Source organism: Melissospora conviva (assembly GCF_049523535.1).
GTDB classification, from domain to species: Bacteria; Actinomycetota; Actinomycetes; order Mycobacteriales; family Micromonosporaceae; genus Melissospora; species Melissospora conviva.
Map to the genome: position 1 here is coordinate 18,926 of NZ_JBLLDT010000003.1, position 24,815 is coordinate 43,740.

The following is a 24,815-nucleotide window of genomic DNA, read 5'->3' on the forward strand; positions in this document are numbered from 1 at the left end:
GCGCGGATGGTCGATCGACGCCTCTACCAGCACCTGGTCAGCCGGTTCGGGCAGTGGCCGCCCCGGCAGCCCGTACAGGTCGTCGCCTCGGCCCGGCGCACCCGGCCCGGCTGGGACGGGCGGCTGCGCCCGGCGATCGCCCTCGCCGCGCCCGCCGGCACCGTCGTCTCCGTGCCGCCGGAGCACCTGGCGACCGTACGGCGGCTCGCCGGCCGGCTCGGCGACGGCCCCGCCGGAGCGCGGGAACAGCTCGACGGGCTGCTCGCCGCCCTGCCGGCCGCCATCGGGCACCCCGACTGCGGACAGGACCGGGGCACGTTCCGCTGGACGCTCGCGCCGGCCCCGCTGGAACCGGCCGGGCAGTGGTGCCCGCCGGCCGCCGCCGGACTGCCCTCCTGGCTGCGCTGGTACGGCGAGGACGTGCTCGTCGTACGCGACGACGACGGCCGGTACCTCGCCGGCGCCGGAATCAAGCGGCACGACGCGTACGGCGCGGAGATCGCCGTCGGCACCGTCGAGGCGGCCCGTGGCCGGGGCCTGGCGCGGCGGCTGGTCGCCGAGGCCGCACGGCGGGCGCTGGACGAAGGGCTGGTCCCGACGTACGTGCACGACCCGGGCGATGCGGCCGCGGCCCGGGTGGGGGACGCGGCGGGAATGGCCGAGCGGGGCTGGCGCCTCTACACCCTCGTCCCGGAGTGACCACGCAGGTCAGCCCCCGGGGTCAGGCCGGGAAGCCCGGTGTCAGCCTGCGGAGCCCGGTGTCAACCTGCGGAGCCCGGCGTCAGGCTGAAGGGTCCGGTGTCAGGCTGCGGGGTTCGGGATCAGGCCGAGGAGTTCGGCGGCGGCCCGGGCGTTGGCGTGGCTTGCGCCGTGGGTGATGACGAAGGCGCGGGCGTCGGCCGGCCGCCACGATGACGGCCAGCCCATCTCCACCACCGTGACCGGGTGTGCGGCGGCGAGCGCGTCGACGAGTGCCCGCGTTGCGGGGAACCGGTGCAGCCGCCGCCCCACCACCACGATCGGCCGCGGCCCCGCCAGCGCGCGCAGCGTCGCCACGTCGGTGTCGGCGGCGACGATCTGCAGCTCCGCCCCGTCGTCCAGGTGCGGCCCGAGCCCCCACGGCACGCGCTCCTGCACGAGGGTGGAGCCGGAGTGCAACCGGATCACCAGCGGCCCGGCCAGGCCGTCGAGGCTGCCTTCGACCCGGACGGCCCGGCGAGCGACGGCGTAGCCGAGGTCGGCCTCGGTGAAGGTGCCCGGCGGCTCCGGACGGGCCCAGGCCGCCAGCGCCGCCGTGCGGGCGGCGGCCTCCTCCAGCCGGGCGAGCGGCAGCCGCCCGTCGGTGACGGCGGTGACGACGGCGTCGGCGGTCTGCTCGACGAGGGCGGCGTCGACGGTGGCGCCGATGCAGAGCAGGTCCGCGCCGGCGGCGAGCGCCCGGACCGCGCCCGGGCCGACCCCGCCGGCGGCGAGGGTCGCCCCCTTCATCTCCAGCGCGTCGGTGACGACCACGCCGGTGAAGCCGAGTTCGCCGCGGAGCAGGTCCACCAGGACGGCCCGGCTGAAGGTCGCGGGCGCGTCCCCGGTGAGCGCCGGGACCCGGATGTGGGCGGTCATCACCGCCTGGGCCCCGGCCGCGACGGCCGCCGCGAAGGGCGGCAGGTCCCGCCGCCGGAGCACCTCGACCGGTACGTCCACCGTCGGCAGTTCGAGGTGGGAGTCGGCCACGGTCGCGCCGTGCCCGGGGAAGTGCTTGGCGCAGGCGGCGACACCGGTCGACTGCAGGCCGGTCACCGCGGTGGCGGCGTGCGCGGCGACCCGCTGCGGGTCGGCGCCGAACGAACGGGTGCCGATGATCGGGTTCTCGTCGGCGGTGTTGACGTCCACCGTCGGGGCGAAGTTCAGGTTGATGCCGCCCGCCGCCAGGTTCGCCCCGATCGCCGCGTAGATCCGCGCGGTGAGGACGGGATCGTCGACCGCACCGAGCGCGGCGTTGCCGGGGTACTGGCTGCCGGTGGCGTGGTCCAGGCGGGTGACGTCGCCGCCCTCCTCGTCGATGGCGATCAGTGCGTCACCGCGGGCCTGACGCAGCGCCGTGGTGGTCGCCACCACCTCGCGGAAGGTGCCGATGTTGGTGCCGAAGAGGGTGTGCCCGGCGAGCCCGTCGGCGAGCAGGTCGAGCGCCCACGGCGGTGGGGTCGGGCCGTGGAAGGCGGCGAGCAGCGTGCCCAGGGCCAGCCGGCGCAGTGCGGGATCGGTCGCCACGGGTTCTCCCTTCGGTGGTTGTTCCGAGCCTGCCACTGGCGGTGCTCGCGCCGGGGCCGATCGCCGGCGTCAGGCGAGGTCGCGGCGGCCGAAGGAGGCGAAGGCCGCCGCCATTGCGGCGCCGACGACGGCCAGCAGCACCAGCAGCGCAGTCGGCGCCGTGATCACGTCGACCGCCCACGCGCAGTTCTCGCCGGCGCTGTCGCAGGAGCGGGTGTAGTCGGTGCCCCGGCGCCCGCCGGTGCCCCACGCGAAGACCCAGGTGCTGAGCATCCAGCGGTCCGGGTTGACGGTCCTGCTGATGAGCAGCGCGAGCCGGCCGCCGGCCTCCCAGAGAATCAGGTAACCCATCGCGATGCCGAGGGCGGCCGCGGTGTGCCGTCCGAGCGTGGCGAGCGCGAAGCCGAGCGCGCCCGCCAGCAGCGCCAGCACCAGCAGCCGCAGGAACGTCAGACCGAGCGCGCCCCACGCCTCGGGCTCCTGCCAACCGGGGTGGCCGTTGACCGCGGCCACCAGGCGCAGCGCCCCGAGGTAGAGCCCCGCCGAGACGACCGAGAGCGCCGCGACGCCGGCCAGCAGGGCGGCGAGCTTGATGCCGAGCGTGGCGACCCGCCGGGGATGCCAGAGCAGCAGGTTCGTCATCGCGCCGCTGGTGATCTCCGCACCGACGTACGAGGCGCCGATGAGGAAGGCGATCATGATCGCGAAGATCATCAGAATGACCAGGAGGCCATTGGCATCCTCACTGAAGATGAAGACGTGGTGCAGGTAGCCCGTCCGGATCTGCGCGGCGCTGGGGCGGGACGAGTTGGCGGCCGTCAGCCCGATCGTGATGGCGCCCGGTACGGCCAGCAGGACCACCATGATCTGGACGAAGGTGCGGGACCAGAGCCGTTCGAACTCGGCACGGAACTGGTTCACTGGTCGCTCCCTGCGGCGTGGGCGGCGCGATCGCCGAGGTCGATGGTGACCGCCGGTTGCGGCGCCGGGGCGTCGTAGCCCTCAGGGCCGGCCTGGTCGAGCAGTTCCGGCCGGGTGAGCGCCAGGAAGACGCTCTCCAGGTCGGGAGTGAGCGGGGACAGCTCCCGCACCCAGTGCCCCTGTTCGCCGAGGAGACGGCTGATCAGCTCGGGGTCGGCGGCACCGGTCACCACGAGCTGGTCCTCGTGCGTCACCACCTCCAGTCCGGCTGCGGTCAGCAGCGGCGCGGCCAGGTCGGGCTCGGCCACGCGTACCCGGTAGGAGCCCTGGTCGAAGCCGGCGAGCACCTCGTCGACGCGGCCGGTCGCGACGCGGCGGCCGGCGGAGATGATCGTGACGTGGTCGCAGATCATCTCGATCTCGGCCAGGATGTGACTGGAGATCAGCACTGTCGTGCCGGTGGCTGCCAGGTCCCGCAGCAGGTCCCGCATCTGGCGCATGCCACCCGGGTCGAGCCCGTTGGCCGGTTCGTCGAGGATCAGCAGCTCGGGGTTCTTGAGCAGGGCGGTGGCGACCGCCAGCCGCTGCCGCATGCCCAGCGAGTACGACCGGACGGCGTCATCGCCGCGCCCGGTGAGCCCGACCTGATGGAGCACCTCGTCGACCCGGTGCACCGGCACGCCGGCGGAGATCGCCAGCAGCCGCAGGGTCTTCCGGCCGCTGAAGTTGCCGAAGAAGCGTGGGCTCTCCACGATGGCGCCGACGCGTCCGACGACCTCGGGAAGGAAATGCGGCACCGGCCGGCCGAAGATCCGCATCCGGCCCTCGTCGGCGCGCACCAGCCCGAGCAGGGCGCGCAGAGTCGTGGTCTTGCCGGATCCGTTGTCGCCGAGGAACCCGTGGATCTCACCGGCCCGCACTGTCAGGTCGAGCCCGTCCAGAGCGAAGTGGACACTGCCGCGGGGCCGCAGGAAGGACTTGCGCAGACCTTCGACCTCGATCACTGCCGTGCTGCCGACCTGTGGTGGTGCCACATCCATGCCGATCCCTTCCGCTGCCGACAAGATCGCTCACTGTACGGTCCGCGCGGGCGTGGGTGGGGGCGGTGCGCGGCTGCGTGGTTGGATGGGTGCGTGCCTACAGACCTGGTCTCCGGCGCCGGTGGCGCCGCCGTCCCGCCCCCGGCCGCTGACCCTGACCTGGTGATCGAGTTCGACGGTGTCGGCGTCACCCGGTCCGGCAACCGGCTGCTGCACGACGTCGACTGGCGTGTCGAACTCGACGAGCGGTGGGTGATCCTCGGCCCCAACGGCGCCGGCAAGACGACCCTGCTGAATCTCGCGGCCGGCCGGCTGCACCCCACCACCGGTACGGCTTTCGTGCTCGCCGAGCGGATCGGGCGTACCGACGTCAACGAGCTGCGGACGCGCATCGGCCTGGCGACCGCCGCGCTCGCCGAGCGGATCCCGGCCGGCGAGCGCGTCTCCGACGTGGTGCTGACCGCCGCCTGGTCGGTGGTCGGCCGCTGGCGGGAGAGCTACGACCGCCTCGACGAGGGCCGCGCGACCGGGTTGCTGGCCCAGCTCGGCGTCGGCGGCTTCGCCGACCGCGAGTACGGCACCCTCTCCGAAGGGGAGCGCAAGCGCGTGCAGATCGCCCGGGCGCTGATGACCGACCCGGAACTGCTCCTGCTCGACGAGCCGGCCGCCGGGCTCGACCTCGGTGCCCGGGAGGACCTGGTCGCCCGCCTGGCAGACCTGGCGTACGACCCGGACGCCCCGGCGATGGTGCTGGTGACCCACCACGTCGAGGAGATCCCGCCTGGCTTCACGCACGCGATGCTGCTGCGTGAGGGGGCCGTGGTGGCGCAGGGCCTGATCGGTCAGACGTTGACCGGGGAGAACCTCTCGAAGACCTTCGGGCTGCCGCTGGTGGTCGAACGGCGCGGGGAGCGCTTCGCCGCCCGCGCCGCCTGATCCACCGGGTGGCCGGCACCGCCTGATCCGCTGAATGGGCCGGCGCGGCTTGACCCGCGCCGCCTGACTGCGTCGCGTGATCGGCGCCGCGGGGTCAGCTGCCGCGGTCAGCTGCCGTCGTCGTCGCCGAGGCGGTTCTCGCCGCGGCGGCGCAGTATCCCCAGGCCGGGGATGCCGGCGATGGCCAGCCGCAGATCCCGGGTGACCTCCAGCAGGTCGTGGATGTCGGGTCCGACCCGGTCCAGGGTGGCCAGGATCGGCATCACGTCCGAGGTGAGGTGCCGGCGCAGCTGCGGCAACTCGTCCACCAGCCGGATCGCGGCGTCCACCTCCTCGGCGGAGAGTTGCTCGACGAAGCGGTTCGCCATCGGCGCGGCCTTGCGCAGCGTGCTCTCGTACGCGGCGAGCAGCTCCCCGGCGGTCACCGCGAGGTTCTCGGTACGGCCCAGCGCGCTGCCGGCCCGCGCGGTGATCTCCTCGACGTCGGCGACGATCACCCCGGTGGCGGTGGAGACCCGCTGCGCCTCGGTGATGACCGCGGAGGCGGCGTCGGCGATCGTGGTGGCGCTCTCCACCGCTGTGCTCGCGGCGGCGTTGAGGACCGCCACCTCGCGGATCGCCCCTTCCGCGCTGTCGACCACCCGGTCGGTGCGTTCGACGATCGCCTCGACCCGGTCCAGCAGGACGGTGATGCGGCGTACGACGGTCTCGATGTCGTCCAGCAGCCCGAAGGCGCGGGCGGGCAGCGACACCACGGTCGAGGCAGAGTCGACAGCCAGGCCGACGGCGGAGCGGGTCAGGCCGAGGACCGCGGTCGGGCCGGGAAAGGGAAGCGCCATTGCATCATTGTGCGGTCTCCTGTCGAAAACGTCCCGGCGGCTGGTCACACCCGCTGGTCCGCTGCGGGTCACACCCGCTGTTCCGGCTGCTCCACGGCCCGCTGGACCGCCCGGTAGATCTGGCCGAACCGCTGCCCGTCGGAGCTGCTGAGCAGCCGTACCCCCTCGGGTTGGCCGTGGCAGTGGATCCAGAGTTCGTGCTGGTTGTCGCCGCGGTCGTAGGAGCGGTCCAGCCAGCCCAGCGGCACCTCCAGGAAGGGCAGCAGCACCGCGGCGCCGACGATGAAAGCGATGATGACGGTGGCGGCCAGGCCCCACTGGTTGCGGTCCCAGGCGGCGTAGCCGAGCCCCACCAGGCAGAGCACGGCGAGCAGCGGGGGGATGCTGAGCAGCAGGACCAGCACGCCGCGCCCCAGGCGCCGCGAGTGGATCCGGGCGGTCCGCCGCCCGCGCTCGTGCCAGACGTACGCGACGTCGGCGACCCGTACGACGTGGTCGTCGACGCGGATGGACTCCGAGGTGACGTGGACCGTCGGGTCGCGGTAATAGATCGCCATCGTTGAGGATAACCCGGGAACGCCCGCCGGGGTGGCCCCGGCCGCCTGGCTGCCGCACGACCGCAGCGGGCGCTTGCGCGCGTGCAGGAGGGGCCGGCGGGGCGGGTCAGCGACGGGCGGCGGGGCGGTGGTTCTCCATGGCGCGTTGCAGGGCCCGGTAGATCTGGCCGAAGCGCAGCGCGTCGCCGGTGCGCAGCAGTTGGACCTCCCGGCCGCGCCAGCGGGCCCAGATCTCCAGCTGCCGGCTGCCACGGACGTAGGAGCGGTCCATGTACTCCAGCAGGAAGTCCGCGATCGGGCCGACCGCCAGCCCCAGCAGCAGCGATACCCCGACGATGGCGACGGTGACCGTCGCCGACGGACGCAACCAGATCGCCAGCGCGAGGCCGAGGACGGCGGCGACGACCGGACCGGCCAGGGCGGCGCCGAGAGCGCCGCGGCGGGCCACCGCACCCCAGGAGCGGCTGCCGCGGCGGTGCCAGATCTGGGCGCACTCGGCCAGCGCGAAACGCTGCCCCTGCACCTCCACGAACTCGGACGTGACCCGCACAGCGGGGTCGTCGTAGTAGGTGGTGCTCATCTCCGGCCCCTGTTCTTCGGCGTCAGACTCGACAAAGGTACCCACAGAAGCCCTGCGTAATGTGGGGCCGCGACCAAGACATGGAAGTGAGGACGAGGCGTGGGCGATTTCGTGCGGCTGGAAATCAAGGACGGCATCGGCACCATCAGGCTCGAGCGGCCGCCGATGAACGCGCTGAACAAGCAGGTGCAGGAGGAGTTGCGGCAGGCCGCGGCGGAGGCCACCGCGTCCTCGGACGTCTACGCCGTGGTCGTCTACGGCGGCGAGAAGGTCTTCGCCGCGGGCGCCGACATCAAGGAGATGGCGGAGATGTCGTACGTGGACATGTCCGCCCGCGCCGCCGACCTCTCCAGCGCCCTCGGCGCGATCTCCCGCATCCCGAAGCCGGTCGTCGCCGCGATCACCGGGTACGCCCTCGGTGGTGGCTGCGAGCTCGCCCTGGCCTGTGACTGGCGGGTGGTGGCCGACAACGCCAAGCTCGGCCAGCCGGAGATCAAGCTCGGCATCATCCCCGGGGCCGGCGGCACCCAGCGCCTGGCCCGGCTCGTCGGACCGGCGAAGGCCAAGGACCTGATCATGTCGGGCCGGATGGTCGACGCCGAGGAGGCGCTGCGCATCGGCCTCGCCGACCGGGTGGTCCCGGCCGAGCAGGTCTACGAGGCCGCGCTGGAGCTGGTGAAGCCCTACGTCGGCGGCCCGGTGCAGGCGCTGCGGGCGGCGAAGCTCGCCGTCGACGGCGGCCTGGACATGGACCTCGCCTCCGGCCTGAACTGGGAGAGCCAGCTCTTTGCCGGGCTCTTCGCCACCGACGACCGCGCCGAGGGCATGGCCGCCTTCGTCGCCAAGCGCAAGCCGGGCTTCACCGGCCGCTGACGCAAGAGGCGACCGGCCGGTTCACGGGTTCGTGACCGGCCGGTAACCTCTGTGCTCCCGGACACACGATCGATGGGAGCGGATCATGGCCGAGCGGATCGAAGGTCACGGCGGTGACCTGGCACTCGCTGCGCTGCGCGCGGGCGGCATACGCGAGATGTTCACCCTCTCCGGCGGTCACGTCTTCCCGCTCTACGACGCCGCGCACCGGGCCGGGTTCCCGCTCTACGACGTCCGGCACGAGCAGTCGGCGGTCTTCGCCGCCGAAGCGGTGGCGAAGCTGCAGCGCCGCCCCAGCCTGGCCGTGCTCACCGCCGGGCCCGGCGTCACCAACGGCATTTCCGGGCTGACCAGCGCCTACTTCAACGCCTCCCCCGTGGTGGTGCTCGGCGGCAGGGCGCCGGCGTTCCGCTGGGGCTCGGGCAGCCTGCAGGAGATCGACCACCTGCCGCTGGTCGCGCCGGTCACCAAGCACGCCGAGACGGTATTGCGCCCCGACGACATCCCGCGGGCCGTGGGCGCCGCGCTGACCGCCGCCCTCACCCCGCACCGCGGCCCGGTCTTCCTGGACCTGCCGCTGGAGGCGGTCTTCTCCGTCGCCGACGTCGACGCCCCCGTCGGGCCGGTGATCACGCCGGTCGCGCCCGACCCGGAGCACGTCACCCAGGCCGCCCGGCTGCTCGCCGCCGCCGCCAGGCCCGTCATCATCGCCGGCTCCGACGTCTACGCCGGGGATGCCGTCGCCGCCCTGCGCGAGGTCGCCGAGGCGTACGGGGTGCCGGTCTTCACCAACGGCATGGGGCGCGGCGCGTTGCCGCCGGGGCATCCGCTCTCCTTCGCCAAGGCCCGCCGGGTCGCCTTCGCCGGCGCCGACCTGGTCGTCGTCATCGGCACGCCGCTGGACTTCCGGCTCGGCTTCGGCGACTTCGGCGACGCCCAGGTCGTGCACATCGTCGACGCGCCGGCGCAGCGCGCCCAGCACGTGCAGCCGGCCGTCAGCCCCGCCGGTGACCTGCGGCTGGTCCTCACCGACATCGCCGGCCACGGCGGCGACCGCGTCGACCACACCGACTGGATCGCGCAGCTGCGGGTGGCCGAGGACGCCGCCCGCGCCCGCGACGCCGCCGAGATGGCCGCCGAGACCGATCCGATCCGCCCCGCCCGCGTCTACGGCGAACTGCGCCGGGTGCTCGCCGCCGACGCCATCACCATCGGCGACGGTGGCGACTTCGTCTCGTACGCCGGGCGCTACCTGGAGCCGGCGCAGCCCGGCACCTGGCTCGACCCCGGCCCGTACGGCTGCCTCGGCACCGGCATGGGGTACGCGATGGGGGCCCGGGTCACCCACCCGGACCGGCAGATCTGCGTGCTGATGGGTGACGGCGCGGCCGGTTTCTCGCTGATGGACGTCGAGTCGCTGGTGCGCCAGAAGCTGCCCGTGGTGATCGTGGTAGGCAACAACGGCATCTGGGGCCTGGAGAAGCACCCGATGCAGGCGATGTACGGCTACGACGTCGCCGCCGACCTGCAGCCGGAGCTGCGCTACGACGACGTGGTGACCGCGCTCGGCGGGGCGGGGGAGACGGTCGCCAAGGCTGCCGATCTGGCGCCGGCGCTGGGCCGGGCCTTCGACTCGGGTGTGCCGTACCTGGTCAACGTCCTCACCGATCCGGCCGACGCGTACCCGCGTTCGTCGAACCTGGCCTGAGGGCCGGTTCCGGCTGTGGCGCCGCCGACGGCCCGCGGGTACGTCGGCGGCGTCACAGCGCCGGTTCTGTCGGTTCGGTGACACCTCACGGGGGAAAACCGGCTGACTGCCGGCCGTGGCCGTCGTAACGTCAGCCGCGGACCGGCAGCATGTCGTACCTGTCGTCCAATCTGGGGTTTCACCAGCGCAGACGACGGGAGCCGTCCATGGAGCACGCGATCCGGGCCGAGGGGCTGGTGCGGCGCTTCGGCACCACCACCGCCCTCGCCGGAGTTGACCTGGCGGTGCGCACCGGCACCGTCTTCGGCCTGCTCGGCCCGAACGGGGCGGGCAAGACCACGGCCGTACGGGTGCTCGCCACCCTGCTGCGACCCGACGCCGGGCACGCCACCGTCGCCGGGTACGACGTGGTGCGCCAGGCCCACCAGGTGCGGCACTGCATCGGCCTCACCGGCCAGTACGCCTCCGTCGACGAGACGCTGACCGGCGCGGAGAACCTGCTGCTGATCGGGCGGCTGCTGGGTATGTCCCGCGTCGCCGCCCGGGCCCGCGCCGGGGAGCTGCTCGCCGAGTTCCACCTCACCGACGCGGGCGGGCGGGCCGCCAAGACGTACTCCGGTGGCATGCGGCGCCGGCTGGACCTGGCGGCGAGCCTGGTGGGGCGTCCCCAGGTGCTCTTCCTGGACGAGCCGACAACCGGCCTGGATCCGCGCAGCCGCAACGAGCTGTGGGACCTGGTGCGGGGGCTGGTCTCGACCGGCGTGACGGTCCTGCTCACCACGCAGTATCTGGAGGAGGCCGACCAGCTCGCCGACGAGCTGGCGGTGGTCGACCACGGCCGGGTCATCGCCACCGGCACACCGGACGAGCTCAAGGCGAAGATCGGTGGTCAGGTCGTGGTCGTGCGCCCTCTGACGGCGGCGGACCTGCCGCGTGTGGCGGCGATCGCGGCGGAGCTGACCGGGGCCGGCCCGGAGATCGGGCAGAGCGCTGTCACCGTGCCGGTCAGCGGCACGGCGGTCCTGCCGGAGCTGGTGCGGCGCCTCGACGAGGCGGGCGTCGAGGTCGGCGAGCTCGCGCTGCGCGGGTCGACCCTGGACGAGGTATTCCTCTCGTTGACCGGGCACCGCCCCGAGGACGACGACGGCGGTGACGGCGACGAGCTCGTCGTCACCCGGGAGAGGACGACGGCATGACGGCGATCACCGCGGCCCCGGCGCTCGCGCCGGCCCGCCGGGTCGGACTGCTCACCGGGGTACGCCACGCGCTGACCCTGGCCTGGCGCAGCCTGGTGCAGATCAAGCACAACCCGATGGAGCTGCTGGACCTGAGCATCCAGCCGGTGATGTTCCTGCTGCTGTTCACTTTCGTCTTCGGCGGCGCGATCTCCGGCTCACCCGGGGACTACCTGCAGTTCGCGCTCCCCGGCATCATCGTGCAGAACGCGATCTTCGCGACGATGACCACCGGTTTCGGCCTGAACATGGACCTCACCAAGGGCGTCTTCGACCGGCTGCGGTCGCTGCCGATCGCCCGCTGGGCGCCGCTGGGGGGCCGGATCCTCGCCGACACCACCAAACAGGCATGGTCGATGGCGCTGCTGGTCGGCGTCGGCGCGCTGCTCGGCTTCCGGTTGCAGAACGGCCTGTCGGGGCTGCTCGGCGCGTTCGCGCTGCTGCTGGCCTTCTCGCTCGCGGCGGCGTGGATCTCGGTGCTGGTCGGGGTCAGCGTCGGCGAGCCGGAGAAGGTGCAGATCTTCGGCTTCATGGTGATCTTTCCGTTGACCTTCACCAGCAACGCCTTCGTGCCGACCGAGACGATGCCCGGCTGGCTGCAGGCATGGGTGGAGGTCAACCCGGTGACGATCCTGGCCGACGCGTTGCGCGGCATGCTGATCGGCGGGCCGGTCGCCGCGCCGACGGTGCAGTCGCTGCTCTGGGCGGTGGTGATCGCCGCGATCTTCGGACCCCTGGCGATGCGGGCCCTCAAGCGCCGGCTGTGAGACGCGGTCCTCTAAGCGCCGGTTGTGAGACGCGGTCCTTCAAGCGCCGGTTGTGACCGGTGCCGGTGCCGGTGGTGGCGGTGATCGCGGGTGATCCGCGGCCGGTCAGGCCTCGGGGCGGTCCTGTTCGCGCGGCGGCTCGCCGGTCTCCTCGGGGGCCGGCTGCGCGTCCGGGCCGGTCGTGGGCTGCGGCGGCTGACCGGGCCGGTTGTTCAGTGAGCGCAGGAACTCCGGGTCGTCGTCGGGTGCGACCGGGCGGGCGGGGCGGCGGGCCGGGGCGGCCGGGTCGGCGAGCCGGGTCAGCCGGGACAGGGTGCCGCCGGCGGCCGGGGTGACGGGCCGGCCGGTCAGGAACCAGGCGACGGCGCCGATGACGGGGACGAAGATGATGACGCAGACCCAGGCCCAGCGGGGCATCCTGCGGATCTTCTCCTCGGTGGAGAGACAGCTGATCAGAGCTGCCGCGGCGAGGGCTACCTGCAGGACGAAGAGAAGGATCATGACGCGGGCCATGGTTCAACTATGACCCATGGCCCGGGTTCAGCCGAGACGGTGCACAGAAAGCATCACTCCCAGCAGTGCGAAGGCGGCGACGGCGAGGGCGGTCACCGGTAGGGCCGGCCCGGGGCCGAGCCGGGATCCGGTGGGCGTCACCCGGGGCCAGAGCACGGTCAGGGCCACGGCCCAGACGACCAGGCCGACGAGGAGCAGTATCAGCCCGGTCCGGCCCTCCCCGAGCCCCATTCGGACGATCAGCAGGTACGAGATGGTCAGCGCCAGCGCGGTGCGACGCCAGGAGAGTCGGGTGCGTTCGGGCTGGCGCCCCGGGTCGGGCGGCATCAGCGGCCGGGGGCGCCGAGGAAGAGCACGACGCCGATGAGCGCCAGTGCCCCGACGCCGACCGCCAGCGCCATGATCGCCGGGAAGCGGGACGGGGGCAGGTCCTCGTCGCAGCGCATCGACTTCTGCACCCGGGCCCAGTGGTCGACGGCGCGGATCGCCACCAGGGCGCCGAGGGCGAGCAGCACGATCGCGATCAGTTCCCGCAGGTACGCCGGCCGTAGCTCCGGCAGGAACTGCGCGGCGGCGAGGCCGCCGGCGACCAGGGCCAGCGCGGTACGCAGCCAGGCGAGGAAGGTCCGCTCGTTGGCCAGGGTGTAGCGGTAGTCCGGTCGGGTGCCGACGTCGCGCAGGTACGTCGGATCGAACCAGTCCCGGATCCTGGTGAACACCGGCCCATTATCCGTGCCCGGCTTCGTCCTGGGCGTCACCACCGATTCCTGCGTCTACACTCCCTGTTGTGGATCAACCGCTGACCGAGCAGGAGAAGCTGACCCTCAAGACCGGCGCGTTCGGTGCGGTCTTTTTGGTCTCCAACGCCGATCCGGGTCTGCTCTCCATGATCAAGGAGAGCTTCGCCGCCTCGGACGTGATCGCCGGCACCAGTGGCCTGGTCAAGGTGGTGCTCACCGGCGGCCCGGTGCCGAAGCTGCCGACCGGGTCCGCCCGGGTGGTCGAGGCGGAGGTGCTGCCGGCGCTGCGGGAGTCGGTGCGGATTCTGCGCACCAAGGCGCCCGACGAGATGGAGCCCTACCGGGCCGTGGTGCTGGAGGCGGTGGACCGGGTCGCCCGGGCCCACGGCGGGGTGCACGCCGCCGAGGCTGCCATGATCGAAAAGGTCGCCGAGGCGCTCTCCGCCTGAGCCGGCGGCGGCGCCGGGTCGATGCGGTCGATAGACGGTGACCTGTGTCACTCTTGTGGCGGCGGGGCCGATGCTACTGACAGGTAACATGATTCCGTGGGCAAGTACACAGCCCCCGGCGGTTGACCACGCATCCGTGCACGCGGGAGGCTGCGCCCGAGACCGGGCGTTACACCGCAACACCAACAGGAGGGTCGTCGAAGCGCGATGAACATCGTCGTACTCGTCAAGCAGGTGCCCGATTCGGGCGCGGACCGCAACCTGCGCAGTGACGACAACACCGTCGACCGCGGTTCGGCGAACAACGTCATCAACGAGATGGACGAATACGCCATCGAAGAGGCGTTGAAGATCAAGGAAGCTCACGGTGGCGAGGTCACCATCCTGACCATGGGTCCGGAGAAGGCGACCGAGTCCATCCGCAAGGCGCTCTCGATGGGTCCGGACAAGGCGGTGCACGTCGTCGACGGCGCGCTGCACGGCTCCTGCGCCGTGGCCACCTCCAAGGTGCTCGCCGCCGCCCTGCAGAAGCTCAACGCCGACCTGATCCTCTGCGGCTCGGAGTCGACCGACGGCCGCGTGCAGGTCCTGCCGCACATGCTCGCCGAGCGTCTCGGTGTCGCCGCCCTCACCGGCGCGCGCAAGCTCACCGTCGACGGCTCCTCGCTCACCGCCGAGCGGCAGACCGAGGAGGGCTACGAGGTCGTCAGCGCCTCGACCCCCGCCGTGGTCAGTGTCTGGGACACCATCAACGAGCCCCGGTACCCGTCCTTCAAGGGCATCATGGCCGCCAAGAAGAAGCCGGTCGAGACGCTCTCCCTGGCCGACCTGGGCATCGCCGGAAACGAGGTCGGCTTTGACGGTGCCACCAGCACCGTCCTCGAGCACAGCAAGCGCCCGCCGCGCTCCGGCGGCGAGAAGATCATCGACGAGGGCGAGGGCGGCATCAAGCTGGTCGAGTACCTCGCCACCGAGAAGTTCGTCTGAGCGGGCTGAGGGAGACGGAACGCAATGGCTGAGGTATTGGTCGTCGTCGAAGCCACCAAGGAATTCGGCGTCAAGAAGGTCACCCTGGAGATGCTCACCCTCGCGCGCGAGCTGGGCACCCCCTCCGCCGTCGTGCTCGGCGGCTCCGGCGCCGCCGCCGCGCTGAGCGAGAAGCTCGGCGAGTACGGCGCGCAGAAGATCTACGCCGCCGAGGGTGACGAGATCGACGGCTACCTGGTCGCCCCCAAGGCGACTGTGGTGGCCGAACTGGTCAAGCAGGTGCAGCCGGCCGCCGTGCTGCTCGCCTCCTCCCAGGAGGGCAAGGAGATCGCCGCCCGCCTGGCGATCAAGCTGGACAACGGCGTGCTGACCGACGTGGTCGGCCTCGACGCCGACGGCACGGCCACCCAGGTGGTCTTCGCCGGCTCCACCATCGTCAAGTCCAAGGTCACCCGCGGTCTGCCGCTGGTCACCCTGCGGCCGAACTCCGTTCCGCCGACCCCGGCGCCGGCCTCCCCGGCCGTCGAGCAGCTCACCGTCGCCGTCACCGACGTCGACAAGCTGGCCAAGGTCGTCGAGCGGGTCGCCGAGCAGAAGGGCTCCCGCCCGGAGCTGACCGAGGCCTCGACCGTGGTCTCCGGCGGTCGCGGTGTCGGCAACGCCGACAACTTCAAGCTGGTCGAGGAGCTGGCCGACCTGCTCGGCGGCGCCGTCGGCGCCTCCCGGGCGGCCGTTGACTCCGGCTACTACCCGCACCAGTTCCAGGTCGGCCAGACCGGTAAGACGGTCTCGCCGCAGCTCTACATCGCGCTCGGCATCTCCGGTGCCATCCAGCACCGGGCCGGCATGCAGACCTCGAAGACCATCGTCGCGGTGAACAAGGACGCCGAGGCGCCGATCTTCGAGCTTTCGGACTTCGGCGTGGTGGGTGACCTGTTCAAGGTCGTCCCGCAGGTCACCGAGGAGATCCGCAAGCGCAAGTGAAGTGACGCTCGTCCGGTGCGGGCCGGGAACCGTGACACGGTTCCCGGCCCGCACTGTTGCCGAAGCCCGCGCGTCGAGGTGGGGGCTGGGGCGCCCGGGCTGTTGCCGTTGACTCCTGTCCGGCGAAGCCGCCCGATCAGTCCGTCAGGGTGCCCCTCAGCAGGCTGTTGCCGGAGTGGGCGGGATCGTTGTCGTACGCCTCGGCGGAGAGGTCGACAACCGAGTACTCCTCAAGGTCGACGTTGGGTGGCAACGGCAGTAACTCGTCCGTCGCGTCGCCGAGCACGCCGATCGAGAGCATCTTCATGTTCCGCGGATTGATGAGCCAGACCTCGTAGTAACCCGGGACCTCCGGCAGATTCGTCAGGTGCAGGTGCAGCCGGCCGTTGTCGAAGACCCGCGCCTCCCCTCTGGCCTCGGAGGGCGTCGCGCCGTACGCCGCCAGCGGGGCGCTGGCCAGCACCACGCGCGCAGGCTCGGGATCCGGCGACGACCCGGTGGTGTCGACCACGACGAGGGTGCCGACGATGCCGGCCGCTGCGGCGGCGATCGCGGTCGTGGCCGTCACCGCCCGGCGCGACCACCGACCGCGCCGGCGCGACCGCATCGGAAGCGTCGTGCCTTCCCCGTCGGAGGGCCGTCCGACGGCGGTGCGCCCGCTGGAGTCGCGTTCGTCGGGGGTGCGTTCGTCAGGGGAGGGGTCGGGGCGGGGCGCAGGCACGGCCGGCGCGGACTCCGCGGCGCCGACCTGCGCGACGATGCCCTGCCAGACGTGCTCCGGCGGGTCGGGCAGGTCGTGCAGGCCCCGGGTGCCGGCGCCTAGGCCGGCCACGTGCCGGAGAGTGTGCACTTCGGCCCGGCAATGCGCGCAGCTCGCCAGGTGGGTGCTCTCGGCGGCGTCCGCCGCCGCCTCACCGAGCGCCAGGAAGACCAGCCGGTCGTGCTCCGGATGCGGCACCGTCCACCTCCCATCTGCGTTTCAGACTCGCCATGCCGCGGCGGATGTGGCTCTTCACCGTGCCGAGCGGCACCCCGGTCACCGCCGCTATCTGCTGGTGGGTCAGGTCGTCGAAGAACGCCAACTCCAGCATGCGCCGCTGATCGTCGGGGAGCCGGGCCAGCTCGTCGGCGACGACCAGCCGGTCGACCACCGTGTCGGGGTCCGGGACCGTGCGTGCCGGCTCCGGTAGTCGCCGGACCGTCTCGACGACCCGGGTCTCCCGGGCGGCGGCACGCAGCCGGTCGATCACCTTGCGCCGGGCGATGCCGAGCAGCCAGCCGACCAGCGAGCCCTTGACCGGGTCGAAGGTGTCCCGCCCCAGCCAGGCCGCGACGAAGGTGGTCTGGGTCACGTCCTCCGCGTCGCTGCGGTTGGCCAGCGTGCTGGTGGCCAGGTGCAGGACCGCTCGGCCGTACCGGTCGTACGCCTCCCGCAGTGCCGGCTCGTCGCCCGCGCGGAAGCGGGCGGCGAGGTCGTCCTCGGGTGGGTACGGCTCCTGCCGTGCCGCTGTCACAGGGCAGCTCGCCTTCCGGGGGGCATGCACGACTGTAACTCCCTCAGCCATCGCCCCACCTTTGCCCGTCGGTCTGATCTCAGCAGCTCTTCGCTTCGGAGGCGGCGCGCGGATGCGGATTCAGCGGACGAAAAGAAGTTGTCTGCGGGCGCATCCGGCGGTGGTGGGCCGGACGAAGCTCGTTGCGCACACCCGGTTCGACAAATCAGCATCAACCACCAGGAGACAGACATGCAGCTTCCGACCTTCCGCCGCGTCGCCGTGGGTGGCGCGGTCGCCGCGCTGACCTTCGCCGGCGCCGGGGCCTTCACCGCCACCCCGGCATATGCGGCCTCGGCAAAGGTCTCCGTCGTGCACGGCATCCCGGACACCCCGGTCGACGTCTACGTCAACGGCGAGAAGACGCTGGAGAACTTCAAGCCCGGCGACGTGGCGGGCCCGCTGGACCTGCCCGAGGGCGAGTACGACATCGCGCTCACCAAGCGCGGGGAGCCGGTGGACCAGGCGATCCTCACCGTCGACGACGCGGCGGTGCCGGGCGGGGCGAACATCAGCCTCGCCGCCCACCTCGGCGGCGGGGGCGAGCCGACCATCACGCCGTTCGTCAACGACACCGGCAAGGTCGATGCCGGCAAGGCCCGGCTGATCGTCCGGCACACTGCGGCCGCCCCGGCGGTGGACGTGCGGGCCGGGGGCACCCCGGTCTTCAGCGGGCTCACCAACCCGAACGAGGCCAAGGCCGACGTCGACGCGGGCGCGGTCGAGGCCGACGTGGTGCTCGCCGGCACCGGCACCGTGGTGATCGGGCCGGCGGAACTGAACCTCGCGGAGGGGACCGCGACGATCGTCTACGCCATCGGCTCGGCCGAGGCGGAGAACCTCGGCGTCGTGGCGCAGACCATCACCGGCCTGCACTCGGCCCCCGCAGGGGTGCCCAGCGGCGACGGCGGCCGGGCCGGTGACGGCGTGGGCGCCTGGTGGTACGTGCTGGCCGGCGGCGGCGCGCTGCTCCTGGCCGGCGGCGGGGTACGGACGGCCACCGTCCGGACCGGTCGCAGGTGACGGTGCGCAACCGCGGCGCGCTGGCGGCCATGGCCGCCGGCGTTGCCGCGCTCACCGCCGCCGCCCTGGTGGCGTGCGCATCCCAACCGGCCGCGGAGGTCGGTGCCGACGAGGCGCGGGCCCTGGCCGGTGCCACGCCGGCCCCGCCGGTCACCGTCGGCGGCACCGCGGGGGTCCCGGTCCTCGGCGGGGGCCTGCCCGACGGCACGGCGGTCGTCGCACCGGTACGGCTGGAGATCCCGGCCATCGACGTCACGGCCACGGTGAACGCGGTCGGTATCGACGAGCGGACCGGCGAGTTCGAGGTGCCGCCCAGCGTCGGCCGGATCGGCTGGTACCGGTACGGGCCGGGGCTGGAGACGGACGCCGGCTCGGTGGTCGTCGCGGGCCACGTCGACAGCGCCGAGCAGGGCGAGGGCGCCTTCTACCGGCTGCGTGAACTCGACCGTGGTGACGTCCTCACCGCGACCGGCAGCGACGGCCGGGCCCGGCTGTACCGGGTGATCGCCCGGGAGGTGTACGACAAGACGAAGATCCCGCTGGACCGGTACTTCGCCCGCGACGGCAAGCCGCGGCTGACCCTGATCACCTGCGGCGGGCCCTTCGACGCGGAGACCCGCGAGTACCGCGACAACATCGTCGTCACCGCGGTGCGGGCCTGACCGGCCGGACCCGCCGGGCGGTGACCGGGCGGGGCGCAGCACCCTCCCCGCCCGGTTCCGGCGTGCGTGGTGGTGGCAGGGGGACCTCCGGCATCCGGCCCGCCACCAATCGCCCGTAGGCTGAACGGTGATGGCATACCTGGATCACGCGGCGACGACTCCGATGCTCGACGAGGCGCTGGAGGCGTACGTCGCGACCGCCCGCACCGTCGGCAACGCCTCGTCGCTGCACGCGGCCGGTCGTCGTGCCCGCCGGCTGGTCGAGGAGTCCCGGGAGCGCGTGGCCGCCGCACTCGGCGCCCGCCCCTCGGAGGTCGTCTTCACCGGCGGTGGCACCGAGAGCGACAACCTGGCAGTCAAGGGAATCTTCTGGGCCCGCCGCGCCGCCGACGCCTCCCGGCACCGGGTCATCTGCAGCGCCGTCGAGCACCACGCGGTGCTCGACTCGGTGCAGTGGCTGGCCGGGCACGAAGGGGCACACATCGACTGGCTCGCCGTCGACGCGCTCGGCCGGGTCGACGTCGACCGGGTCGCCGCCCTGCTCGACGAGCACGGCGACCAGGTGACCCTGCTCACCGCGATGTGGGCCAACAACGAGGTCGGCACGCTGCAGCCGGTCACCGAGCTGGCCCGGACCGCCGCCCGGTACGGCGTGCCGGTGCACACCGACGCCATCCAGGCTGTCGGGCAGGTGCCGGTCGACTTCGCCGAGAGCGGCGTCTCGGCGCTGACCGTCACCGGTCACAAGCTCGGCGGCCCGGCCGGCGTCGGCGCGCTGCTGCTCGCCCGCGACGTCGCGGCGACCCCGCTGCTGCACGGCGGCGGGCAGGAACGCGACGTGCGCTCCGGCACCCTCGACACCGCCGGCATCGTCGCCTTCGCGGTCGCCGTCGAGAGCGCCGTCAAGGGCCAGCAGGAGTACGCCGCCCGCGTCGGCGAACTGCGCGACCTGCTCGTGCGGCGGGTGCAGGCCGCCGTGCCCGACGTGATCTACAACGGCGACCCGGAGCAGCGGCTGCCGGGCAACGCCCACTTCTCCTTCCCCGGCTGCGAGGGGGACGCCCTGCTGCTGCTCCTCGACGCCCAGGGCATCGCCTGCTCCACCGGCTCGGCCTGCTCGGCCGGGGTCGCCCAGCCCTCGCACGTGCTGCAGGCGATGGGGGCCACCGACGACCGGGCCCGCTCCTCGCTGCGGTTCAGCCTGGGCCACACCTCGGTGCCGGCGGACGTGGACGCGCTGATCGCCGCCCTGCCCGCGGTCGTGGAGCGGGCCCGCCGGGCCGGGGCGCTGCGTTCCGGAGCCTGACCGGGAGCCGCCGCGCGGCTTCGGCACGCGTACACCGGGCGGTTACCCTCGATGAACACGAAAAGGGGTGTGTGGTGAGGGTCTTGGCAGCCATGTCCGGCGGGGTCGACTCGGCGGTCGCCGCCGCGCGGGCGGCGGAGGCGGGGCACGACGTGACCGGTGTGCACCTGGCGCTGGCCCGCAACCCGCAGACGTACCGCAGCGGGGCCCGCGGCTGCTGCACGCTGGAGGACGCCCGGGACGCCCGGCGCGCCGCCGACGTGATCGGCATCCCCTTCTACGTCTGGGACATGGCAGAGCAGTTCCACGCCGAGGTGGTCGACGATTTCGTCGCCGAGTACGCCGCCGGCCGTACCCCGAACCCCTGCCTGCGCTGCAACGAGAAGATCAAGTTCGCGGCGGTGCTGGACCGGGCGATCGCGCTCGGCTTCGACGCCGTGGTCACCGGCCACCACGCCCGGCTCGGCCCGGACGGGCTGCTGCGCCGCAGCGTCGACGCCGGCAAGGACCAGTCGTACGTGCTGGCGGTGCTGACCCGCGCGCAGCTCGACCACTCGATGTTCCCGCTCGGCGACATCACCAAGGCCGAGGTGCGCGCCGAGGCAGCCCGGCGAGGGCTCGCCGTGGCCGAGAAGCCGGACTCGCACGACATCTGCTTCATCGCCGACGGCGACACCCGCAAGTTCCTCGCCGAGCGCCTCGGTGAGGAGCCGGGCGACGTCGTCGACGCCACCACCGGCGCCGTGGTCGGCTCCCACTCCGGCGCGTACGCGTACACGGTCGGCCAGCGCAAGGGGCTGCACCTGGAGCGGCCCGCGGCCGACGGCCGCCCCCGCTACGTGCTCTCGATCACCCCGGTCACCAACACCGTCACCGTCGGCCCCGCCGAGGCGCTCGAGGAGAGCCACGTCGCGGCGCTGCGCCCGGTCTGGTCGGCCGGACCGGTACCCGCCGGGCCGATCGAGTGCGAGGTGCAGCTGCGCGCCCACGGCGACGTGGTGCCGGCGACGGTCGTCGTCGAGGGCGACCGGCTCACCGCCGAGCTGCGCCGCCCGGTGCGCGGCGTCGCCGCCGGGCAGACCATCGCCGTCTACCGTCCCGACCCCGACGGCGACGTCGTGCTCGGGTCGGCCACCATCAGCCGGTAGCCTTCGCCGCGTGACCGAAACCTCCTGGCCCTGGCCGAGCGGCGCCGCGACCGGGATCGGCTCCCTGCCGGGGACCGACGCCGTCGAGGCGCAGCGCATCATCCTGGGTGAGCTGCCCGACCTGCCGTACCTGCCGGAGCTGCCCGCCCGCGGCCCGGGCGCCGACCTGATCGGCCGGACCGCCGGGCTGCTGGTGGAGCTACCGGTGGAGCTCTACGCCGGCCAGTGGCGCGTCGCCGGGCGCCCCGGCCGCGACCTGAAGCGGGCGCACGACCTGATGGAGCGCGACCTCGACCAGCTCACCGAGCAGGCCGAGGGGTACACCGGGCCGGTGAAGATCCAGGCCGCCGGCCCGTGGACGCTGGCGGCCGGTATCGACCTGCCGATCGGTGGGCGGCTGTTGCGCGACCCGGGGGCGGTGCGGGACCTGACCGGTTCGCTCGCCGAAGGGCTGCGCGCCCACGTCACCGAGGTACGCCGACGCCTGCCGGGCGCGACGGTGCTGCTGCAACTCGACGAGCCATCCCTGCCCACCGTCCTGGCCGGCCGGGTGCCGACCGAGAGCGGGCTGGGGGCGTACCGGGTGGTCCAGACCGAGACGGCGCGGTCGGCGCTGCGGACCGTGATCGACGCGGTGGGCACGCCGGTGCTGGTGCACTGCTGCGCGCCGGACGTGCCGCTGGAGCTGATCCGTACCGCCGGCGCGAGGGCCATCGCACTCGACCTGGCGCTGCTGCGCGACCTGGACCCGCTCGGCGAGGTCATCGACGCCGGGTTGGGCGTCTTCGCCGGCGCGGTGCCGACCCGGCCGCCGGCCGCCGGCCGGGTGCCGACCTCCGCCCAGGTCGCCGACCGGGTACGCCTGGTCTGGGACCGGCTCGGCTTCCCCCGTGCCCGGCTCGGGCAGCAGGTGGTCGTCACCCCGGCCTGTGGCCTGGCGGGCGCCACCCCGGAGTACACCCGCGCGGTCTTCGCCGCGTGCCGCGACGCCGGCCGCCGGCTCGCCGAGGGTTGATTCGTCGTATCGACGGGCATGATGTCGGCATGATCGGACAACTACGTGCCGTGGCGATCGACTGCCCGCAGCCCCGGGCGCTCGCCGAGTTCTACTCCCGGCTGCTCGGCCTGGAGATCACGTACGACGAGGGTGACTGGGTGACCATCGGCGGCCCCGGGCAGCCCCGGGTCTCCTTCCAGCAGGCGCCGGACCTGCTGCCGCCGCAGTGGCCCGACCCGCAGCGCCCGCAGCAGATGCACCTCGACGTCACGGTGGACGACATCGAGGCCGCCGAGGAGCAGGCGCTGGCGCTCGGCGCCCGGCGCCTGCCGGGCGAGGGCGAGAACTGGCGGGTCTACGCCGACCCGGTGGGCCACCCGTTCTGTCTCGTCTGGGACTGAGCGCCCGGCCCTCTCCGGTTGCGGATGCCGTGCCTCGCCGTTGTTCGTCAGACCTGCCCAATAGGCTGCCGGGTAACGTCATACGGAGGTCGAGGGTGTCCGAAGAAGCGATGTCGCAGCAGCTCAGCCCGGCACAGCAGCTCAGCCCGGCGCAGGAGCTCAGCCCGGCACAGGAGGCGGCGGCGGGAGCGGAGCCGCCGGCCGGCGTACGGGAACGGCACGCCGCGCTCAGCCAGGAGCTCACCGACCACCAGTACCGCTACTACGTGCTCGACGCGCCGATCGTGGCCGACGCCGAGTTCGACGCGCAGCTGCGGCAGCTGGAGGCGCTGGAGCAGGAGTATCCGGCGCTGCGGACCCCGGACTCGCCGACCCAGCGCGTCGGCGGCACCTTCTCCACCCTCTTCACCCCGGTCGAGCACCTCGAACGGATGATGTCGCTGGACAACGCCTTCGCCGACGAGGAGCTGGCGGCGTGGGCCGAGCGCGTCGAGCGCGACGCCGGCACCGCGGTGCGCTACCTCTGCGAGCTCAAGGTCGACGGGCTGGCGATCAACCTGACCTACGAGAACGGGCGGCTGGTGCGGGGCGCCACCCGCGGCGACGGGCGCACCGGTGAGGACGTCACCGGCAACGTCCGCACCATCCGCAACATCCCGCACGAGCTGACCGTCTCCGACGAGTTCGGGGCGCCGCCGGAGCTGCTCGAGGTCCGGGGCGAGGTCTACTTCCCGGTCGACGCCTTCGCCGATCTCAACGCCGCCCTGGTCGAGCAGGGCAAGGCGCCCTTCGCCAACCCGCGCAACGCCGCCGCCGGCAGCCTGCGGCAGAAGGACCCGCGCATCACCGCGTCGCGTCCACTGCGGCTGGTGGTGCACGGCATCGGCGCCCGGCGCGGCTTCCAGCCGCGGGAGCAGTCCCAGGCGTACGCCGCCCTGCGTGCCTGGGGGTTGCCGACCAGCGACCGCGCGCAGGTGGTGGACGACCTGGCCGGTGTCGCCGAGTACATCGCCTACTACGGCGCCCACCGGCACGATGTCGAGCACGAGATCGACGGCGTGGTGGTCAAGGTGGATCCGGTGGACATCCAGGGCCGGCTCGGCTCGACCAGCCGGGCACCGCGCTGGGCGATCGCCTTCAAGTACCCGCCGGAGGAGGTGACCACCACGCTGCTCGACATCGCCGTCAACGTGGGGCGCACCGGCCGCGTGACCCCCTTCGCGGTGCTGGAGCCGGTGCGGGTCGCCGGCTCGGTGGTGGGGCTGGCGACACTGCACAACGCCCGTGAGGTGGAGCGCAAGGGCGTGCTCATCGGTGACACGGTGGTGCTGCGCAAGGCCGGCGACGTCATTCCCGAGGTGCTCGGCCCGGTCGTCGAGCGGCGGCCCGCCGATGCCCGGGCCTTCGTGATGCCGACCCACTGCCCGGCCTGCGGCACGCCGCTGGCGCCGGCCAAGGAGAGCGACGTCGACATCCGCTGCCCCAACGCCGAGACCTGCCCGGCGCAGCTGCGGGAGCGGCTGGCCTACCTGGGCAGCCGGGCGGCGCTCGACATCGACGTGCTGGGGGAGAAGGCGGCGGCGGCGCTGGTGGATTCCGCCGCGATCGTCAACGAGGGGGACCTCTTCGACCTCGACGAGGAGCGGCTGGCGACGGTGCCGTTCTTCGTCAACAAGAACGGCAGCCTCGGCAGCAACGCACGGCGCTTCCTCACCAGCCTCGACGCGGCGCGGGAACGTCCGCTCTGGCGGGTGCTGGTCGCGCTCTCCATCCGGCACGTCGGCCCCACCGCCGCGCAGGCGCTGGCCCGCCACTTCGGCGCGATCCAGGCGATCGACGAGGCGAGCGAGGAGGAGCTGTCGGCGGTCGAAGGGGTCGGTCCGACGATCGCCGAGAGCCTCAAGGAGTGGTTCGCGGTGCAGTGGCACCGCGACGTGGTGCGCAAGTGGACCGAGGCGAACGTGCGGATGGCCCAGGAGCCCACCGAGGAGGGGCCGCGGCCGCTGGACGGCATCGCCGTCGTCGTCACCGGAACGCTCGCCGACTTCTCCCGGGATCAGGCTGCGGAAGCGATCCAGTCCCGCGGCGGCAAGGTCAGCAGCGGCGTCTCCAAGAAGACCGGCTTCGTGGTGGTGGGGGAGAACCCGGGCTCCAAGGCGGAGAAGGCGGCCGGGCTCAAGGTGCCGGTTCTGGACGAGGCGGGTTTCCGGGTGCTGCTCGAGGAGGGGCCGCAAGCCGCTCTGGCGGTGGCGCGGCGCGGTGAGCCATGATGGACCTACCGCAGTGGGCATTTGTGAATCTTGCGGACGAGTCGTCGCGTATACCAACTTA

Annotated in this window: 27 protein-coding genes; 16 read left to right on the plus strand and 11 right to left on the minus strand. The window is 73.0% G+C overall.

Features of this window, described 5'->3' with window-relative positions:
- Positions 1-6: 6 nt before the first annotated feature.
- Positions 7-699 carry a GNAT family N-acetyltransferase gene (locus ACK8GG_RS09505; protein WP_440356107.1) on the plus strand — a complete coding sequence of 231 codons (693 nt, stop codon included), beginning with the start codon at positions 7-9 and terminating at the stop codon, positions 697-699.
- A gap of 102 nt (positions 700-801) precedes the next feature.
- Here the strand turns inward: ACK8GG_RS09505 and ACK8GG_RS09510 are convergent, their stop codons facing one another.
- From ACK8GG_RS09510 to ACK8GG_RS09520, 3 genes are all read right to left on the minus strand, one after another.
- Positions 802-2,265 (minus strand): glycoside hydrolase family 3 N-terminal domain-containing protein, encoded by a 1,464-nt coding sequence (locus ACK8GG_RS09510; RefSeq protein WP_440356108.1) that lies wholly within the window; start codon positions 2,263-2,265, stop codon positions 802-804.
- A 69-nt stretch (positions 2,266-2,334) separates the two neighbouring features.
- Positions 2,335-3,186 (minus strand): ABC transporter permease subunit, encoded by an 852-nt coding sequence (locus ACK8GG_RS09515; RefSeq protein WP_440356109.1) that lies wholly within the window; start codon positions 3,184-3,186, stop codon positions 2,335-2,337.
- Positions 3,183-4,226 carry an ABC transporter ATP-binding protein gene (locus ACK8GG_RS09520; RefSeq protein ID WP_440356260.1) on the minus strand — a complete coding sequence of 348 codons (1,044 nt, stop codon included), beginning with the start codon at positions 4,224-4,226 and terminating at the stop codon, positions 3,183-3,185. The genes ACK8GG_RS09515 and ACK8GG_RS09520 overlap by 4 nt, the downstream gene beginning before the upstream one ends.
- A gap of 81 nt (positions 4,227-4,307) precedes the next feature.
- Here ACK8GG_RS09520 and ACK8GG_RS09525 point away from each other — a divergent pair, with 81 nt between their 5' ends.
- On the plus strand, positions 4,308-5,162 hold the full coding sequence (locus tag ACK8GG_RS09525; RefSeq protein WP_440349863.1) for an ABC transporter ATP-binding protein: 855 nt from the start codon (positions 4,308-4,310) through the stop codon (positions 5,160-5,162).
- Between the two features lie 107 nt (positions 5,163-5,269).
- Here the strand turns inward: ACK8GG_RS09525 and ACK8GG_RS09530 are convergent, their stop codons facing one another.
- The 3 genes from ACK8GG_RS09530 to ACK8GG_RS09540 form a co-directional block, all read right to left on the minus strand.
- Entirely contained in the window at positions 5,270-6,001 is a 732-nt protein-coding gene (locus ACK8GG_RS09530) for a hypothetical protein (protein ID WP_440349864.1), read from the minus strand.
- Between the two features lie 68 nt (positions 6,002-6,069).
- Positions 6,070-6,558, minus strand: a complete 489-nt coding sequence (locus tag ACK8GG_RS09535) for a DUF6232 family protein (protein ID WP_440349865.1) — start codon at positions 6,556-6,558, stop codon at positions 6,070-6,072.
- Positions 6,559-6,664: 106 nt separating this feature from the next.
- Positions 6,665-7,138 carry a DUF6232 family protein gene (locus tag ACK8GG_RS09540; RefSeq protein WP_440350294.1) on the minus strand — a complete coding sequence of 158 codons (474 nt, stop codon included), beginning with the start codon at positions 7,136-7,138 and terminating at the stop codon, positions 6,665-6,667.
- Positions 7,139-7,237: 99 nt separating this feature from the next.
- Between ACK8GG_RS09540 and ACK8GG_RS09545 the strand changes: the two genes are divergently transcribed.
- The 4 genes from ACK8GG_RS09545 to ACK8GG_RS09560 all read left to right on the plus strand — a co-directional run bounded on the left by ACK8GG_RS09545 (position 7,238) and on the right by ACK8GG_RS09560 (position 11,721).
- On the plus strand, positions 7,238-8,011 hold the full coding sequence (locus ACK8GG_RS09545; RefSeq protein WP_440356110.1) for an enoyl-CoA hydratase/isomerase family protein: 774 nt from the start codon (positions 7,238-7,240) through the stop codon (positions 8,009-8,011).
- Positions 8,012-8,096: 85 nt separating this feature from the next.
- Positions 8,097-9,719, plus strand: coding sequence for an acetolactate synthase (locus ACK8GG_RS09550; RefSeq protein ID WP_440356111.1), 1,623 nt, complete (start codon positions 8,097-8,099; stop codon positions 9,717-9,719).
- Between the two features lie 206 nt (positions 9,720-9,925).
- Complete coding sequence (locus ACK8GG_RS09555) at positions 9,926-10,915, plus strand: ATP-binding cassette domain-containing protein (protein ID WP_440353396.1); 990 nt, start codon at positions 9,926-9,928, stop codon at positions 10,913-10,915.
- Positions 10,912-11,721, plus strand: coding sequence for an ABC transporter permease (locus ACK8GG_RS09560; RefSeq protein WP_440349869.1), 810 nt, complete (start codon positions 10,912-10,914; stop codon positions 11,719-11,721). Before ACK8GG_RS09555 ends, ACK8GG_RS09560 begins: the two co-directional genes overlap by 4 nt.
- A gap of 105 nt (positions 11,722-11,826) precedes the next feature.
- Here the strand turns inward: ACK8GG_RS09560 and ACK8GG_RS09565 are convergent, their stop codons facing one another.
- From ACK8GG_RS09565 to ACK8GG_RS09575, 3 genes are read right to left on the minus strand one after another with little or no spacing between them, the layout of a single operon-like run.
- Positions 11,827-12,234 carry a PLD nuclease N-terminal domain-containing protein gene (locus ACK8GG_RS09565; protein ID WP_440356112.1) on the minus strand — a complete coding sequence of 136 codons (408 nt, stop codon included), beginning with the start codon at positions 12,232-12,234 and terminating at the stop codon, positions 11,827-11,829.
- Between the two features lie 27 nt (positions 12,235-12,261).
- The gene (locus tag ACK8GG_RS09570) at positions 12,262-12,561 is read right to left on the minus strand and encodes a DUF202 domain-containing protein (RefSeq protein ID WP_440349871.1); all 300 of its coding nucleotides are present in this window, start codon (positions 12,559-12,561) and stop codon (positions 12,262-12,264) included.
- Positions 12,561-12,953 (minus strand): YidH family protein, encoded by a 393-nt coding sequence (locus ACK8GG_RS09575; RefSeq protein ID WP_440356113.1) that lies wholly within the window; start codon positions 12,951-12,953, stop codon positions 12,561-12,563. Before ACK8GG_RS09575 ends, ACK8GG_RS09570 begins: the two co-directional genes overlap by 1 nt.
- Positions 12,954-13,021: 68 nt before the next feature.
- Between ACK8GG_RS09575 and ACK8GG_RS09580 the strand changes: the two genes are divergently transcribed.
- From ACK8GG_RS09580 to ACK8GG_RS09590, 3 genes are all read left to right on the plus strand, one after another.
- The gene (locus tag ACK8GG_RS09580) at positions 13,022-13,423 is read left to right on the plus strand and encodes a hypothetical protein (protein WP_440349873.1); all 402 of its coding nucleotides are present in this window, start codon (positions 13,022-13,024) and stop codon (positions 13,421-13,423) included.
- Between the two features lie 207 nt (positions 13,424-13,630).
- Entirely contained in the window at positions 13,631-14,410 is a 780-nt protein-coding gene (locus tag ACK8GG_RS09585; RefSeq protein WP_440353400.1) for an electron transfer flavoprotein subunit beta/FixA family protein, read from the plus strand.
- A 24-nt stretch (positions 14,411-14,434) separates the two neighbouring features.
- Positions 14,435-15,394 (plus strand): electron transfer flavoprotein subunit alpha/FixB family protein, encoded by a 960-nt coding sequence (locus ACK8GG_RS09590; RefSeq protein WP_440353401.1) that lies wholly within the window; start codon positions 14,435-14,437, stop codon positions 15,392-15,394.
- 136 nt (positions 15,395-15,530) lie between these two features.
- Here ACK8GG_RS09590 and ACK8GG_RS09595 read toward each other — a convergent pair whose 3' ends face one another.
- Together ACK8GG_RS09595 and ACK8GG_RS09600 are read right to left on the minus strand one after the other, a co-directional pair.
- Positions 15,531-16,352, minus strand: a complete 822-nt coding sequence (locus ACK8GG_RS09595) for an anti-sigma factor (protein WP_440353402.1) — start codon at positions 16,350-16,352, stop codon at positions 15,531-15,533.
- Entirely contained in the window at positions 16,306-16,908 is a 603-nt protein-coding gene (locus tag ACK8GG_RS09600; RefSeq protein WP_440356114.1) for an RNA polymerase sigma factor, read from the minus strand. The genes ACK8GG_RS09595 and ACK8GG_RS09600 overlap by 47 nt, the downstream gene beginning before the upstream one ends.
- A gap of 231 nt (positions 16,909-17,139) precedes the next feature.
- Here ACK8GG_RS09600 and ACK8GG_RS09605 point away from each other — a divergent pair, with 231 nt between their 5' ends.
- The 7 genes from ACK8GG_RS09605 to ligA all read left to right on the plus strand — a co-directional run bounded on the left by ACK8GG_RS09605 (position 17,140) and on the right by ligA (position 24,754).
- Complete coding sequence (locus ACK8GG_RS09605) at positions 17,140-17,970, plus strand: DUF4397 domain-containing protein (RefSeq protein ID WP_440356115.1); 831 nt, start codon at positions 17,140-17,142, stop codon at positions 17,968-17,970.
- Entirely contained in the window at positions 17,967-18,632 is a 666-nt protein-coding gene (locus ACK8GG_RS09610; RefSeq protein ID WP_440356116.1) for a class F sortase, read from the plus strand. Before ACK8GG_RS09605 ends, ACK8GG_RS09610 begins: the two co-directional genes overlap by 4 nt.
- Positions 18,633-18,762: 130 nt before the next feature.
- Positions 18,763-19,938, plus strand: a complete 1,176-nt coding sequence (locus ACK8GG_RS09615; protein WP_440356117.1) for a cysteine desulfurase family protein — start codon at positions 18,763-18,765, stop codon at positions 19,936-19,938.
- Between the two features lie 74 nt (positions 19,939-20,012).
- Positions 20,013-21,086 carry a tRNA 2-thiouridine(34) synthase MnmA gene (gene mnmA, locus ACK8GG_RS09620; protein ID WP_440349877.1) on the plus strand — a complete coding sequence of 358 codons (1,074 nt, stop codon included), beginning with the start codon at positions 20,013-20,015 and terminating at the stop codon, positions 21,084-21,086.
- A 10-nt stretch (positions 21,087-21,096) separates the two neighbouring features.
- Complete coding sequence (locus ACK8GG_RS09625) at positions 21,097-22,101, plus strand: methionine synthase (protein ID WP_440356118.1); 1,005 nt, start codon at positions 21,097-21,099, stop codon at positions 22,099-22,101.
- 29 nt (positions 22,102-22,130) lie between these two features.
- Positions 22,131-22,484, plus strand: a complete 354-nt coding sequence (locus ACK8GG_RS09630; RefSeq protein WP_440356119.1) for a VOC family protein — start codon at positions 22,131-22,133, stop codon at positions 22,482-22,484.
- A gap of 110 nt (positions 22,485-22,594) precedes the next feature.
- The gene (gene ligA, locus ACK8GG_RS09635; protein ID WP_440356261.1) at positions 22,595-24,754 is read left to right on the plus strand and encodes an NAD-dependent DNA ligase LigA; all 2,160 of its coding nucleotides are present in this window, start codon (positions 22,595-22,597) and stop codon (positions 24,752-24,754) included.
- Positions 24,755-24,815 lie beyond the last annotated feature (61 nt).

Coding starts and splice junctions, on each gene's coding strand:
- ligA (WP_440356261.1), top strand. CDS start 22,595: ATGTCGCAGCAGCTCAGCCCGGCACAGCAGCTCAGCCCGGCGCAGGAG.
- ACK8GG_RS09615 (WP_440356117.1), top strand. CDS start 18,763: ATGGCATACCTGGATCACGCGGCGACGACTCCGATGCTCGACGAGGCG.
- ACK8GG_RS09630 (WP_440356119.1), top strand. CDS start 22,131: ATGATCGGACAACTACGTGCCGTGGCGATCGACTGCCCGCAGCCCCGG.
- ACK8GG_RS09530 (WP_440349864.1), bottom strand. CDS start 6,001: ATGGCGCTTCCCTTTCCCGGCCCGACCGCGGTCCTCGGCCTGACCCGC.
- ACK8GG_RS09505 (WP_440356107.1), top strand. CDS start 7: ATGGTCGATCGACGCCTCTACCAGCACCTGGTCAGCCGGTTCGGGCAG.
- ACK8GG_RS09560 (WP_440349869.1), top strand. CDS start 10,912: ATGACGGCGATCACCGCGGCCCCGGCGCTCGCGCCGGCCCGCCGGGTC.
- ACK8GG_RS09555 (WP_440353396.1), top strand. CDS start 9,926: ATGGAGCACGCGATCCGGGCCGAGGGGCTGGTGCGGCGCTTCGGCACC.
- ACK8GG_RS09590 (WP_440353401.1), top strand. CDS start 14,435: ATGGCTGAGGTATTGGTCGTCGTCGAAGCCACCAAGGAATTCGGCGTC.
- ACK8GG_RS09605 (WP_440356115.1), top strand. CDS start 17,140: ATGCAGCTTCCGACCTTCCGCCGCGTCGCCGTGGGTGGCGCGGTCGCC.
- ACK8GG_RS09585 (WP_440353400.1), top strand. CDS start 13,631: ATGAACATCGTCGTACTCGTCAAGCAGGTGCCCGATTCGGGCGCGGAC.
- ACK8GG_RS09565 (WP_440356112.1), bottom strand. CDS start 12,234: ATGGCCCGCGTCATGATCCTTCTCTTCGTCCTGCAGGTAGCCCTCGCC.
- ACK8GG_RS09540 (WP_440350294.1), bottom strand. CDS start 7,138: ATGAGCACCACCTACTACGACGACCCCGCTGTGCGGGTCACGTCCGAG.
- ACK8GG_RS09570 (WP_440349871.1), bottom strand. CDS start 12,561: ATGCCGCCCGACCCGGGGCGCCAGCCCGAACGCACCCGACTCTCCTGG.
- ACK8GG_RS09535 (WP_440349865.1), bottom strand. CDS start 6,558: ATGGCGATCTATTACCGCGACCCGACGGTCCACGTCACCTCGGAGTCC.
- ACK8GG_RS09550 (WP_440356111.1), top strand. CDS start 8,097: ATGGCCGAGCGGATCGAAGGTCACGGCGGTGACCTGGCACTCGCTGCG.
- ACK8GG_RS09520 (WP_440356260.1), bottom strand. CDS start 4,226: ATGGATGTGGCACCACCACAGGTCGGCAGCACGGCAGTGATCGAGGTC.